The sequence below is a fragment of the Tepidimonas alkaliphilus genome, assembly GCF_007556595.1.
GTDB classification, from domain to species: domain Bacteria; phylum Pseudomonadota; class Gammaproteobacteria; order Burkholderiales; family Burkholderiaceae_C; genus Tepidimonas; species Tepidimonas alkaliphila.
In genome coordinates this window covers 129,480-142,928 of the sequence record NZ_VJNB01000006.1, presented here as the reverse complement: position 1 = coordinate 142,928, position 13,449 = coordinate 129,480, and the positions used below count along the sequence as shown (strand labels likewise).

The following is a 13,449-nucleotide window of genomic DNA, read 5'->3' as shown; positions in this document are numbered from 1 at the left end:
CCTCCGGCGCCGCATCAATCTCGTCATACTTCTTGGCCTGCCCACCATACTTGGCCGCCAGCACCGTCGTGATCGCCGCCGTCAGCGTCGTCTTGCCATGGTCCACGTGCCCAATCGTGCCCACATTAACGTGCGGCTTGGTCCGCTCGAATTTTTCCTTTGCCATTGCTGCCAATCCTTGCGTTCAAAGAACCATCACCCGTGCATCAGGTTGACGTCTGCGGCACGAGCCGGCCACGGGCAACCGGCCCACCGCCCGTTGGGGGCGGCGCCTCAGGCGGCCACGGGCCTTACTTGGCGCGCGCGGCGATGATCTGCTCTTGGATGTTGCGCGGCGCTTCGGCGTAGTGCTTGAACTCCATCGTGTAGGTCGCGCGGCCTTGCGACATCGAGCGCAACGTGGTGGAGTAGCCAAACATTTCCGCCAACGGCACCTCGGCCTTGATGACCTTGCCGCCGCCGGGCAAGTCGTCCATGCCTTGCACCATGCCGCGGCGGGACGACAGGTCGCCCATGATGTTGCCGGCGTATTCCTCGGGCGTTTCAACTTCCACCGCCATCATCGGCTCCAGAATCACTGGGTTGGCCTTCTTGCAGCCTTCTTTGAAGCCAAAAATCGCGGCCATTTTGAACGCCTGCTCGGAGGAGTCCACTTCGTGATACGAGCCGAAGTGCAGCGTGACCTTGACATCCACCACCGGATAACCGGCCAGCACCCCGGCCTGCATGGCTTCTTCCACGCCTTTTTGCACCGCCGGGATGTATTCGCGCGGCACCACGCCGCCTTTGATGGCGTCGATGAATTCAAACCCTTTGCCCGGCTCGTTCGGCTCGATCTTGAAGACGACGTGACCGTATTGGCCCTTACCGCCGGACTGACGCACAAACTTGCCTTCGGCTTCCTCCACCGTGCCGCGAATCGTTTCGCGGTAGGCCACCTGCGGCTTGCCGACGTTGGCCTCCACGCCGAATTCGCGCTTCATGCGATCGACGATGATTTCCAAGTGCAGCTCGCCCATGCCGGCGATGATGGTCTGCCCTGATTCTTCGTCGGTATAGACGCGCAGCGAGGGGTCTTCGGCCGCCAGACGCGACAGCGCAATGCTCATTTTCTCTTGGTCGGCCTTGGCCTTGGGCTCCACCGCTTGGGCGATCACCGGCTCGGGGAACTGCATGCGCTCCAGCACGATCGGCGCGGCCGGATCGCACAGCGTCTCGCCGGTGGTGACTTCTTTCAAGCCCACGCACGCTGCAATGTCGCCGGCGCGGATTTCCTCGATTTCATTGCGGTGGTTGGCGTGCATCTGCACGATACGGCCGATACGTTCTTTCTTGCCTTTGACGGAGTTGTAAACCGTGTCGCCCTTTTTCAGCACGCCCGAATACACCCGCACGAAGGTCAGCTGGCCGACAAACGGATCGCTCATCAGCTTGAACGCCAAGGCCGACAGCTTTTCCTCGTCGTCCGCGCGACGGCTGGCTTCGTTGCCGTTTTCATCGGTGCCTTTGACCGGAGGAATATCCACCGGGGACGGCAAGAATTGAATGACGGCATCCAGCATGCGCTGCACGCCTTTGTTCTTGAACGCTGAGCCGCACAGCATCGGCTGGATTTCGACCGCGATGGTGCGCTGGCGCAAGCCGGCGATGATTTCGTCCTCGCTCAGCTCGCCGCTTTCCAAATATTTGTTCATCAGCTCTTCGCTGGCTTCCGCGGCGGCTTCGACCATTTTTTCGCGCCATTCTTGCGCCAAATCGACCAAGTCGGCAGGAATGTCGCGGTATTCGAATTTCATGCCCTGGGTGGCTTCGTCCCAGTAGATGGCCTTCATCTTGATCAGATCGACCACGCCTTGGAAGTTGTCTTCGGCACCGATCGGAATCACCACTGGAACCGGGTTGCCCTTTAGGCGCGTCTTGATCTGTTCATACACCTTGAAGAAGTTGGCGCCAACGCGATCCATCTTGTTGACGAACGCCAAACGTGGCACGCGGTATTTGTTGGCCTGGCGCCAAACGGTTTCGGACTGTGGCTGCACGCCGCCAACTGCGCAATAGACCATGCAGGCGCCATCCAGCACCCGCATCGAGCGCTCCACCTCGATGGTGAAATCCACGTGCCCCGGCGTGTCAATGATGTTGAGCCGGTGCTCGGGGTAGTTCAAATCCATGCCGCGCCAGTAGCAGGTGGTGGCCGCCGAGGTGATGGTGATGCCGCGCTCCTGCTCCTGCTCCATCCAGTCCATGGTGGCGGCGCCATCATGCACCTCACCGATTTTGTGGTTGACGCCGGTGTAGTAGAGGATGCGCTCGGTGGTGGTGGTTTTGCCAGCGTCAATGTGCGCTGAAATACCAATGTTGCGATAGCGCTCGATGGGCGTGGTTCGTGCCATGAAAAGGACTCCAGATTTGGATGGGCAAAGCCCGCCATCCTTGGACAAGGCAGTGGCGGGCTAGGATAGGCCGATGACGAGCAGGCTGCGACGACAACCTCAGAAACGGAAGTGGCTGAACGCCTTGTTGGCTTCGGCCATGCGGTGCACTTCGTCGCGCTTCTTCATCGCGCCGCCGCGCCCTTCAGTAGCCTCGATCAGCTCATTGGCCAAACGCAGCGCCATCGATTTTTCGCTGCGCTTGCGCGCCGCTTGCTTGATCCAACGCATCGCCAGCGCCTGACGGCGCACCGGACGCACCTCGACGGGCACCTGGTAGTTGGCCCCGCCGACGCGACGGGACTTGACTTCCACCAGCGGCTTGACGTTGTTGATGGCGGTGGCAAACACCTCCAGTGGATCTTTGCCGGTTTTTTTCTCGATGTGCTCCAGCGCCCCATAGACGATGCGCTCAGCCACCGCTTTTTTGCCGCTCTCCATGATGACGTTCATAAATTTGGAGAGCTCCACATTGCCGTATTTCGGATCCGGCAGGATTTCGCGTTTAGGGACTTCGCGACGACGTGGCATGATGACAACCTCTTTTTCTGCTTCAGTTGGCAACCTCCTTGCGTGGAGGCTGACCCCGAGAGCCCAACAAGCCGAGCGGGACTCTCACTTACTCGGCGCCTGCGTCTTTGACTGATGCGGCGCCGCCGACCACCGAAATGCACCTCAAATCCAGCATTTCGGCACGAATCCATGACGGCTGCGTGACGCGCAGCCTTGATGCGCCATGGACGCTTAGGCTTTCTTGGGCCGCTTGGCGCCGTATTTGGAGCGGCCCTGCTTGCGGTCCTTGACGCCCTGCAGATCCAGCGCGCCGCGCACGATGTGGTAGCGCACGCCAGGCAGGTCTTTCACGCGACCGCCGCGCACCAGCACCACCGAGTGCTCTTGCAGATTGTGCCCTTCACCGCCGATGTAAGAAATGACTTCAAAACCGTTGGTCAGCCGCACTTTGGCCACTTTGCGCAGCGCCGAGTTGGGCTTTTTCGGGGTGGTCGTGTACACGCGGGTGCACACGCCGCGGCGCTGCGGGCAGTTCTGCAACGCCGGGCTCTTGGACTTGGGCTTGTCAGCCTTGCGCCCGTAACGAACGAGTTGGTTGATGGTAGGCATGGCGTCCCTAAACGCTAAAACACAACATTCGCGGCTTCGAGAGCCGCTGAAAAGCCTCAAATGCTAACACGTTCGATCGCCCCGCGCAATGGGGCTGAAAGGATGCTTAGCGTATCCACAGGCGTAGCGCGCCCCACCAACGGCCCAGCAGCCCCGCTTCTTCCACCGTCTCCAATACCTGCAGCGGCACTTCGGCCAAGGTTTGCCCTCCGGGGGATAGCACCCGCAGCGTGCCCAGCGGCTGCCCCGCTTGCAGGGGCGCCACCAGCGGATCCGGACGAACCAGCTCGGTGCGCCAACCCTTGGCCTGACCCGCCGGAAGCGCCACCACCACTCCGCCTGGACGGCCAAGCTTGACCGTGCTGGAGCGGCCCTTCCATACGGGAGCGGTGGCCACCGGCTCGCCGGGGGCGCTCAAGCGCACCGCCTCAAACGCGGTGTAGCCCCAATTGAGCAGCTTTTGGCTTTCCGCCGCGCGGGCGTTTTCGCTGGCCGCGCCCAGCACCACGCTGATCAGGCGCCGCTGTCCGGCCGCCCCCTCGCCCAGCCCCGGCACCGGACGTCGCGCGGTGGCCACCAAGCAGTAGCCCGCCGCCGCGGTGTGACCGGTCTTGAGTCCATCCACCGTCGGATCACGAAACAGCAGCAGGTTGCGGTTGGTGTCGTTGGCCGCCGGCGTGCCCGGGTAGCGGTAACGTTGGATGGCGTAGTAGCCGACGTATTCCGGGAAATCTTGCATCAAGCGCGCCGCCAGGGTGGCCAAATCGCGCGCCGTGGTCAGGTGGCCCGGCGCGGTCAAGCCTTCGGGGTTCTTGTAGGTGGTGCGGGTCAGACCCAGCGCGCGCGCCTGCTGGTTCATCAGCTCCACAAAGCGCTCCACCGAACCAGCCACGCCTTCGGCCAGCGCCACGGTAGCGTCGTTGCCGGATTGCACGATCATGCCCTTGAGCAAATCTTCCACCGGCACCTGCATGCGCGGCTCGATGAACATGCGCGAGCCCGGCATCTTCCACGCCCGCTCGCTGACCGGCAGGGTCTGCTGCAGCGTCAGCCGCCCGGACTTGAGGGCATCAAACACCAAATAGGCGGTCATCAGCTTGGTCAGCGAGGCCGGCTCCATCGGTTCGTCGGCGTCTTTGGCCGCCAGCACCTGAGCGGCGGTTGCGTCATAAAGCAACCACGCCCGCGCCGCAATTTCCGGCGGCTGCGGTTGCTGCGCAACCGCACTCGCGGACCACGCCACCATCAGCGCCACCCACCCTAAGCGAACCAAGCCCTGCATCCGCGCCGCCTTGCCGCGCACACACCACCACAATCGACCGATCGCTTCTTGCATCGCAACGCAACCTTGGTGTTCAGCCTTTTTCCGCCACGCAGAGGTGGCCGCGGTCAGGGCCCCCCGATAGCCCGCAAATGCTGCCGCGCCAGCCGCTTCAGCAGCGGCAACCGGCCATGAAAGAAGTGCTCGCCGTCAGGGATCAGGGTTAGCGGCAACCCCAGCGGCCTGGCCCAGTCCAGCACCGCTTGCAGCGGCACCACATCGTCGCGCTCCCCGTGGATCAGGGCTGTCCGCTCCACCAGCTCGGGCGGCAGCGCCGGCATGGCAAAGCGGCTGGCCGCCGGCGCCACCAACAGCAAGCCCCGCAAATCCGGCATCGGCTGCCCTCGCAGCGCCACCTGGGCCGCCACGTAGCCGCCAAACGAAAACCCCGCCAACACGCAGGGACGGCCCAGGGCCTGCGCCTGCACCACCGCCAGCATGTCATCCACTTCGCCAATGCCGTGGTCGAACGCGCCTTCACTGGCGCCCACGCCGCGAAAATGAAAGCGCACCGCCCGCCACCCTTCGAGCACGCACGCGCGCGCCAGCGTTTGCACCACTTTGTTGTGCAGGGTGCCGCCGTAGAGGGGATGCGGGTGGGCAATCACGGCCACCCCGCGCTCAGGCACGGCGGGATGATCCAAAGCCAACTCCAGTGCACCCGCAGGCCCGGCCAGCGTCAACCGTTGCGTCGAGCCATTCATCACGCCACCGAATCCAGGACGTGGCTAGCGCCCCACATCGGGGGCCAGCAGCAAGCGCTGCACCACCACGCCACCTTGCAGGTGAGAAGTTACGATCTCATCGATGTCGGCTTGATCCACGTAGGTGTACCACACACCTTCTGGATAGACCACGGCCACGGGGCCGCCGGCGCATCGATCCAGGCAGCCGGCGCGGTTGACCCGCACCCCGCCCGGCCCGGCCAGCCCAAGCGCCTTGACCCGCGCTTTGCAGTGCTCGAAAGCCTGCTCGGCGCCGTGCTGCGCGCAACAAACCTGCCCCCCGTCGCGATGGTTGAGGCAAAAAAAGATGTGGTGCCGGTAATAGCCGGGGCTGGAGCTTTGACTCATGGGGCCCGATTGTAGGGCTGCGCCCCGGCCGGGCGGCGGGCCAGCCGCGCCGCAGCCAATAGCGCCAGCAACGGCCACAGCCCGTTCCAGGCCCGCAGCACCCCGTGCAGGTTCAGCGTCCACGGGCTGCGCCAAGGCTGCGTCCAATCACTAAGATAAGCCGGCTCGGCCACGCGGTTGATCCAAACCAGCAGCAACAGGCCGACAGGCCAGGCCAGCCAAGCTGCCGCGCGCGGCCCCAGCGGCAGCGCCACCAGCGCCACCACGCCGGTGGCCACCAACCCGACCTGCACTGGCTCGGTCAACCATGCCGACGCATGATGCGACCCCAGAGCCAGCCCCGTGGTCAACGTGCCCAACCCCATGGCCAGCGCGCCCAAGGTCAACGCCCAAACCAAACGCTGCCTGGCCCGACGCAGACTGGCTTGCCCGAGCAGCAACGGCAGCGTCAGCGTCAGCGTCAGCAGCGCGGCCTCCTCCAACGCGGTGGGCGGAGCCAGCGGCGACGGCTCGGGCAGCCAGCCCTGCCACGGCGTGCCTTGCAGCAGCTCCTGCAAACCAGCCCACACGGCTGACCCACCGTAGCCCAGCCCCAGCGGCACCGGAGCAGGCACCAGCACCGCCGCCGGCCACAGCAACAACAGCGCCCAAGCCGGCTGCGCGGCGGGCTGCTGCCAGCTTTGCCGGAATTGCGTCCACGACCCCAGCCAGCGTCCACGCAGCAACAGCACCGCCAGCAACGCACCCAGCACGGCGCCGGTGGCGTTGAGCAGGGCATCAGCCTGCGATGGCACGCGGCGCGGCAGATAGGTTTGCAGTCCTTCCAGCGCCAACGCCAATATCCCGGGCAGCAGCCCACCTGCCCACGCCGACCAGCGTCTGCCACCCGAGCGCGCCAGCGCCACCGTCAGCAGCAGCCCCAGCGGGATGTAGCCCAACAGGTTGGCCAGGGCGTCAAAGCGCGTCAGGTGGCGCGGCCACGGAGCCGTCAGGTAAGCCCACGGCGGCACGCCCTGATCGCGCCACCCTTCGAAAGGATACAGGCTGGCGTAGAACACCAGCGCTGCATAGGCCGCCAACAACGGCCAGGCCAGCGAAACGCGCCTCGGCGACGGCGGGCAGGCCGACGAGCGGCGATGGCGCGGGCGCATCGCAGGACAGCTAGAACGGCTTGACCACCACCAACGCCACCGCCGCCACCATCAGCAACACTGGTATTTCGTTGAACCAGCGGAACCACACGTGACTGCGGCGATTGCGTCCCTCCTCAAACGCGCGCAGCAGCCGCGCGCAGGCGTGGTGATAGCCGATCAGCAGCGCCACGACCGCCAGCTTGGCGTGCATCCAGCCGTTGCCTGGCCCCAAGCCAATGCCATACCCCAACCAAAGCCACAACCCCAGCGCCAGCGCGGGCACCGCCAGCAGCGTCATGAAGCGCAGCAGCTTGCGCGCCATCAGCAGCAGCCGCTCGCGCTCGGCGGTGCTGTCCGACGGCACCATGGCTAGGTTGACGAAGATGCGCGGCAGGTAAAACAGCCCAGCGAACCAGCTGGCAATGAAGACAATGTGAAAGGTTTTGACCCACAGCATAGGACGGCAGTGTAGGGCCATTGGTCCTGGCCTGCCATGCTGGCGCCGCCATGGCAAATGAGGCTTGCTGCGTCACCCACGCGAGCTTCACGCCAACGCTGCGAAATCTTCACACCTCAAAGCCTGTGCGCTTGCCTGATTCGGCCCTACGATACGGGCCCATGACCGATCAGCCTACCGTTGAACACAGCGACGCCGAGGCCGTGCTGGCCGGCTGGGCGCAGGCGATCCGCGACGCCGCGGCGCGCGGCGCGCGGCTGGCGGTGTGCGGCGGCGGCAGCAAGGCGTTCTACGGCGAGCCGCTGCCGGCGGACGCGCAGCCGCTGGATGCGCGCGCGCTGCGCGGCGTGGTGCGCTACGAGCCCACCGAGCTGGTGGTGCGCGCGCGCGCCGGCACGCCGCTGGCGGAGCTGGAGGCGCTGCTGGCCCAGCACGGGCAGGAGCTGCCGTTCGAGCCGCCGCACTTCGGCCCCGGCGCCACCGTCGGCGGCATGGTGGCCGCGGGGCTGGCTGGCCCGGCGCGCATGGCGGTGGGCGGCGTGCGCGACTACGTGCTCGGCGTGCGGCTGCTCAACGGCCGCGGCGAGGATCTGTTCTTCGGCGGCGAGGTGATGAAGAACGTGGCCGGCTACGACGTCAGCCGGCTGCTGGCCGGCAGCCTCGGCAGCCTCGGGGTGCTGACCGAGGTGGCGCTGAAGGTGCTGCCGCGCCCGGCCGGCGAGGCCACGCTGCGCCTGCCGCTGGCGGCCGAGGCGGCGCTGCAACGGCTGGCGCAGTGGCGCGCGCAGCCGCTGCCGCTCAACGCCAGCGCCTGGATCCCCGACGGGGACGGGGGCGGCGCGCTGTGGCTGCGGCTGCGCGGCGCCGCCGCCGCGGTGCAGGCCGCCGGCGAGCGCCTGCTCGCGGAGGCGGGTGGCGAGGCGGTCGAGCCGGCCGCTGCGGCCGCCCTGTGGCACGGGCTGCGCGAGCAGACGCACGCGTTCTTCGCCCAGGCGCCCTCGGGCGCGCACGGCTTGTGGCGGCTGGCGGTGCCGCCGGCCACGCCGTGGGGGCCGCCGGGGGCTGTGCTGGCCGAATGGTTCGGCGCGCAGCGCTGGCTGTGGGCGCCGCTGGCCGACGGCGCGGCGCTGGCGGCTTGGGCCCACCAGGCCGGCGGACACGCGACGCTGTTTCGCGCCCCGGCCGAGGCGCCCGAGGCCGCCCCGCGGCTGGCGACCCCGGAGCCGGCGCTGGCGGCGCTGCAGCGGCGCGTCGTCGCCGCCTTCGATCCTCATGGCGTGTTCGCGCACCGGCTGCGCCTGGCCTGACCGACGACGATGCAGACTCAACTGGCTCCCGAATTCGCCGGCACGCCCGAAGGGCAGGAGGCCGAGGCCATCCTGCGCCGCTGCGTGCACTGCGGCTTTTGCACCGCCACCTGCCCGACCTACCAGCTGCTCGGCGACGAGCTGGACGGCCCGCGCGGGCGCATCTACCTGATCAAGCAGGTGCTGGAAGGCGCGCCGGTGACGCGCGCCACGCAGCAGCACCTGGACCGCTGCCTGACCTGCCGCAACTGCGAGACCACCTGCCCCAGCGGCGTGGCCTACGGCCACCTGCTCGACATCGGCCGCAAGGTGGTGGAGCAGCGCGTGGCGCGCCCGCCGCTGCAGCGCGCGCTGCGCGCCCTGCTGCGCGAGGGGCTGACCTCGCCGCTGTTTGCCCCGGCGATGCGGCTGGGGCAAGCCGTGCGGCGCTGGCTGCCGGCGTCGTTGCGCGCCAAGGTGCCGCCGCGGCGCGCGCCGGGCGCCTGGCCACAGACGCCGCGCGCGCGCCGCGTGCTGATGCTGGCCGGCTGCGTGCAGCCGGCCATGCTGCCCAACGTCAACGCCGCCACCGCGCGCGTGCTGGACGCCGCCGGCATCCAGACGCTGGTGGCGCCGAAGGCCGGCTGCTGCGGCGCCATCCGCTTCCACCTCGACGACCAGCTCGGCGCGCTGGCCGAGATGCGCGCCAACATCGACGCCTGGTGGCCCTACGTCGAGCCGGCCGACGGCTCGCCGGGGGTGGAGGCGATCGTCATCAACGCCTCCGGCTGCGGCGTCACGGTCAAGGACTACGGCCACCAGCTGCGCCACGACCCGGCCTACGCCGCCAAGGCCGCGCGCATCAGCGCGCTGGCGCGCGACCTGAGCGAACTGCTGCCGGATCTGCTGCCGGCGTGGCAGGCGCGGCTGGGGGGCCGGCTGCCCGACGGCGTGCCGCCGCGGCTGGCCTACCACCCGCCGTGCACGCTGCAGCACGGCCAGCGCCTGCGCGGCGGCGTCGAGGCCGCGCTGCGCGCGCTCGGCTTCGAGGTGTCGCTGCCGGCCGAGAGCCACCTGTGCTGCGGCTCGGCCGGCACCTACAGCGTGCTGCAACCGGCCCTGGCCGGCCAGCTGCGCGAGCGCAAGCTGCAGCACCTGCACGCCGCCGGCCAGCCGCAGGCGATCGTGTCGGCCAACATCGGCTGCATCACCCACCTGCAGGCCGGCACGCCGCTGCCGGTGCGCCACTGGGTGGAGCTGGTGGATGAGGCGCTGACACGCGCCAGTCCCGCCTAGGCTAGGGCTGCTCGCCCAACCGCGCGCGCAGGTGCGCCACCAGCGCCGCCACCGCCAGCGGCACGTGCGGCGACCACGGGCGGATCGCCCAGATCGCCGGCGCGAACACGTCCACCGCGCGCCAGTGCGGCAACACCTCGACCAGCCGCCCGTCGGCCAACGCCGCGCGCGCGCTGAAGTCCGGCACCAGCGCGATGCCCAGACCCAGCAGCGCCGCATCGCGCAGCGCCTCGCTGTTGTTGGCCGCCAGCGGCCCGCCGACCGGCACCGTGACGCGCTCGCCGCCGCCGGCCGGCTCGAACGTCCACAGCGGCCGCGCGCCCGGGCGGGGGTAATGCAGGCAAGGCCGTTGCGCCAGCTCGGACGGGTGCGTCGGCCCGCCGGCGGCGTGCAGGTAGGCGGGCGCGGCCACCAGCACCGAGCGCGAACCGCACAGCCGCCACGCCACGTGCGTGTCCGGCGGCGCAAACGTGTGCCGCACCGCCAGGTCGAAGCCCTCCGCCGCCAGCGACGCCAGCCGGTCCGACAGGTCCAGCTCCACGTGCACGCGCGGGTGCGCGCGCGCGAAATCCGCCAGCAGCGGCACCAGCACCTGCCGCGCCAGCGCCACCGGGGCGGTGAGGCGCACGCGCCCGCACGGCTGCGCCGCCAGGTCGCGCACGCGCGCCCAGCCCTGCTCGATCTGCGCGTAGGCGCCGGCCACCTCCTCCACCAGCCGCAGGCCGGCCTCGGTCAGGCGCACGCTGCGCGTGGTGCGGCGCACCAGCGGCACGCCGGCCAGCCGCTCCAGCTCGGCGATGCGCTGGCTCACCGCCGCCTTGCTGACGCCCAGCCGGCGCGCCGCCGCAGTGTAGCTGCCCTGCGCGGCCAGCACCGTCAGCCAGTGCACGTGGCCCCACAGCTCGGGTTCGGTGGTGCGCGCCATCGGCCCGATTGTTCACCAAACTGAACCATCCGTTCAGGTCAGCGGGCTTGTGGACTTGCACCCCGCTACCTAGACTGCCCGCGCATGAGCCACCCGACCCCCATTCCGCACTGGATCGACGGCCGCCGCCACCCCGGCGCGAGCGGCCGCACGCAAGCCGTCACCAACCCCGCCACCGGCGCCGTCACCGCGCACGTCGCGCTCGGCGGCGCCGCCGAGGTCGAGGCCGCCGTGCAGGCCGCGGCGGCGGCCTTCCCCGCCTGGGCCGACACGCCGCCGGTGCGCCGCGCGCGCGTGCTGTTGCGCTTTCTGGAGCTGCTGCACCGCCACCACGACGAGCTGGCGCGCGCCATCACCGCCGAGCACGGCAAGACGCTGGCGGATGCGCGCGGCGAGGTGCAGCGCGGCATCGAGATCGTCGAGTTCGCCTGCGGCATCCCGCAGCTGCTCAAGGGCGACTACACCGAGCAGGTCGGCGGCGGCATCGACAACTGGACGCTGCGCCAGCCGCTGGGCGTGGTGGCGGGCGTCACGCCGTTCAACTTTCCGGCGATGGTGCCGATGTGGATGTTTCCACTGGCGCTCGCGTGCGGCAACACCTTCGTGCTCAAGCCCAGCCCGCTGGACCCGACGCCGTCGATCCTGCTCGCGGAGCTGCTGCGCGAGGCCGGGCTGCCGGACGGCGTCTTCAACGTCGTGCAGGGCGACAAGGACGCGGTGGAGGCGCTGCTCGTGCATCCGCAGGTGGCGGCGGTGAGCTTCGTCGGCTCCACCCCGGTGGCGCGCCAGCTCTACGCCGCCGGCGCCGCGCACGGCAAGCGCGTGCAGGCGCTGGGCGGCGCCAAGAACCACATGGTCGTGATGCCCGATGCCGACCTCGAGCAGGCGGTGGATGCGCTGATCGGCTCGGCGTTCGGCTCCGCCGGCGAGCGCTGCATGGCCATTTCGGTCGCGGTGCTGGTGGGCGACGTGGCCGAGCGCATCCTGCCGGCGCTGGAAGCCCGCACGCGCGCGCTCAAGGTGCGCGACGGCCTCGATCCGCAAGCCGAGATGGGCCCCATCGTCAGCGCCGCGGCGCGGCAGCGCATCGTCGAGCTGATCGACAGCGGCGTGGCCGAAGGCGCGCGACTGGTGGTGGACGGCCGCGCGTTCGACCCGGCCCAGGCCGGCCCGGGCTGCGCCGGCGGCTTCTGGCTCGGCGGCACGCTGTTCGACCACGTGCAGCCGCACATGCGCATCTGGCGCGAGGAGATCTTCGGCCCGGTGCTGTCATGCGTGCGCGTGGCCACGCTGTCGGAGGCGGTGGAGCTGATCCACCGCCATGCCTACGGCAACGGGGTGGCCTGCTTCACGCGCGACGGCCACACCGCGCGCGAGTTCGCGCGCCGCATCCAGGTCGGCATGGTCGGCATCAACGTGCCGATTCCGGTGCCGATGGCCTGGCACGGCTTCGGCGGTTGGAAAGCGAGCCTCTTCGGCGACCTGCACGTTTATGGCGAAGAAGGCGTGCGCTTCTACACGCGGCAGAAGAGCGTCATGCAGCGCTGGCCCGAAAGCACGCCAAAGGGTCCGTCCTTTGTCATGCCGACGAGCCAGTGATGTTGAGCCAGCCGCCCCCGCCGCGCGCGGCGGGGATCGGCCAGGCTGGGGCGCCCCCCCGAAGTGGACAAGGATCAGCCTGTCTTGTCCACTTGCCCGGCCTTGTCCAGAATTTTGTCCACTTTTGGACGGGATGCAAGGGCACGGCTGGGGACGGTCTGGGAAAAGAAAAACCCCCTAGGACGTTGATTTCCTAGGGGGTTTGGAACGGGAAGGGACGTTCTGGGACGCTTGTTTGGTTGCGCGGGGTGGATTTGAACCACCGACCTTTGGGTTATGAGCCCAACGAGCTACCAGACTGCTCCACCGCGCGTCAGAGACGAAAATTATAGCACGACTTACTCGGCCTTGCCAGCCTCGGCGGCGGCTTCGCCGCCTTCGGCGGTCGGCCCGGGGCGATCGACCAGTTCCATGTAGGCCATCGGGGCGTTGTCGCCAACGCGGAAGCCCATCTTCAGGATGCGGGTGTAGCCACCCGGACGGTTCTGATAGCGCGGGCCCAGCTCGTTAAACAACTTGACCACCGTCTCGCGGTCACGCAGGCGATTGAACGCCAAGCGACGGTTGGCCAGCGACGGCTTCTTGGCCAGCGTGATCAGCGGCTCGACCACGCGGCGCAGCTCCTTGGCCTTGGGCAGCGTGGTCTTGATGGCCTCGTGCTTGAGCAGCGAGTTGGCCATGTTGCGCAGCATCGCCTGGCGGTGCGCACTGGTGCGGTTGAGTTTGCGCAGTCCGTGTCCGTGACGCATGGGAAGGCTCCTTTCGTTGTCATCGCCGGCGGCCGGATCAGGTACCGCCGGGGGTC

General features: G+C 68.5%; 14 protein-coding genes and 1 tRNA gene. 3 read left to right on the top strand and 12 right to left on the bottom strand.

What is annotated here, in order from left to right; translation table 11 throughout:
• The 9 genes from Talka_RS07375 to Talka_RS07335 all read right to left on the bottom strand — a co-directional run.
• Positions 1-166 (bottom strand): GTP-binding protein (locus tag Talka_RS07375; protein ID WP_246100617.1); only part of this gene is annotated, 166 nt, incomplete at its 3' end.
• Positions 167-290: 124 nt separating this feature from the next.
• On the bottom strand, positions 291-2,393 hold the full coding sequence (gene fusA / locus Talka_RS07370; protein ID WP_143890469.1) for an elongation factor G: 2,103 nt from the start codon (positions 2,391-2,393) through the stop codon (positions 291-293).
• Between the two features lie 99 nt (positions 2,394-2,492).
• Positions 2,493-2,963: a 30S ribosomal protein S7 gene (gene rpsG / locus Talka_RS07365; protein WP_143890468.1), complete on the bottom strand. Its 471-nt coding sequence runs from the start codon at positions 2,961-2,963 to the stop codon at positions 2,493-2,495.
• A 213-nt stretch (positions 2,964-3,176) separates the two neighbouring features.
• The gene (gene rpsL / locus Talka_RS07360) at positions 3,177-3,554 is read right to left on the bottom strand and encodes a 30S ribosomal protein S12 (RefSeq protein WP_143890467.1); all 378 of its coding nucleotides are present in this window, start codon (positions 3,552-3,554) and stop codon (positions 3,177-3,179) included.
• A gap of 106 nt (positions 3,555-3,660) precedes the next feature.
• Complete coding sequence (locus Talka_RS07355) at positions 3,661-4,836, bottom strand: D-alanyl-D-alanine carboxypeptidase family protein (protein ID WP_143890482.1); 1,176 nt, start codon at positions 4,834-4,836, stop codon at positions 3,661-3,663.
• A 107-nt stretch (positions 4,837-4,943) separates the two neighbouring features.
• Positions 4,944-5,579, bottom strand: a complete 636-nt coding sequence (locus Talka_RS07350) for an alpha/beta hydrolase (RefSeq protein ID WP_143890466.1) — start codon at positions 5,577-5,579, stop codon at positions 4,944-4,946.
• Positions 5,580-5,603: 24 nt separating this feature from the next.
• On the bottom strand, positions 5,604-5,948 hold the full coding sequence (locus Talka_RS07345) for a (2Fe-2S) ferredoxin domain-containing protein (RefSeq protein ID WP_143890465.1): 345 nt from the start codon (positions 5,946-5,948) through the stop codon (positions 5,604-5,606).
• On the bottom strand, positions 5,945-7,099 hold the full coding sequence (locus tag Talka_RS07340; protein WP_143890464.1) for a VanZ family protein: 1,155 nt from the start codon (positions 7,097-7,099) through the stop codon (positions 5,945-5,947). The genes Talka_RS07345 and Talka_RS07340 overlap by 4 nt, the downstream gene beginning before the upstream one ends.
• A 10-nt stretch (positions 7,100-7,109) precedes the next feature.
• Positions 7,110-7,538 carry a CopD family protein gene (locus tag Talka_RS07335; RefSeq protein WP_143890463.1) on the bottom strand — a complete coding sequence of 143 codons (429 nt, stop codon included), beginning with the start codon at positions 7,536-7,538 and terminating at the stop codon, positions 7,110-7,112.
• A 161-nt stretch (positions 7,539-7,699) separates the two neighbouring features.
• Here Talka_RS07335 and glcE point away from each other — a divergent pair, with 161 nt between their 5' ends.
• Positions 7,700-8,845, top strand: coding sequence for a glycolate oxidase subunit GlcE (gene glcE, locus Talka_RS07330; RefSeq protein ID WP_143890462.1), 1,146 nt, complete (start codon positions 7,700-7,702; stop codon positions 8,843-8,845).
• Positions 8,846-8,854: 9 nt separating this feature from the next.
• A complete protein-coding gene (gene glcF / locus Talka_RS07325) occupies positions 8,855-10,120 on the top strand; it encodes a glycolate oxidase subunit GlcF (protein ID WP_143890461.1) in 1,266 nt (421 codons plus the stop codon).
• A 1-nt stretch (position 10,121) separates the two neighbouring features.
• Here glcF and Talka_RS07320 read toward each other — a convergent pair whose 3' ends face one another.
• Positions 10,122-11,045, bottom strand: coding sequence for a LysR family transcriptional regulator (locus Talka_RS07320; protein ID WP_143890460.1), 924 nt, complete (start codon positions 11,043-11,045; stop codon positions 10,122-10,124).
• 84 nt (positions 11,046-11,129) lie between these two features.
• On the opposite strand from Talka_RS07320, the gene Talka_RS07315 reads away from it, so the two are divergent.
• Complete coding sequence (locus Talka_RS07315; protein WP_143890459.1) at positions 11,130-12,644, top strand: CoA-acylating methylmalonate-semialdehyde dehydrogenase; 1,515 nt, start codon at positions 11,130-11,132, stop codon at positions 12,642-12,644.
• 236 nt (positions 12,645-12,880) lie between these two features.
• On the opposite strand, the gene Talka_RS07310 is transcribed toward Talka_RS07315, so the two are convergent.
• Positions 12,881-12,957, bottom strand: a tRNA-Met gene (locus tag Talka_RS07310).
• A gap of 25 nt (positions 12,958-12,982) precedes the next feature.
• A complete protein-coding gene (rplQ, locus tag Talka_RS07305; protein ID WP_143890458.1) occupies positions 12,983-13,393 on the bottom strand; it encodes a 50S ribosomal protein L17 in 411 nt (136 codons plus the stop codon).
• Positions 13,394-13,449: the final 56 nt, after the last annotated feature.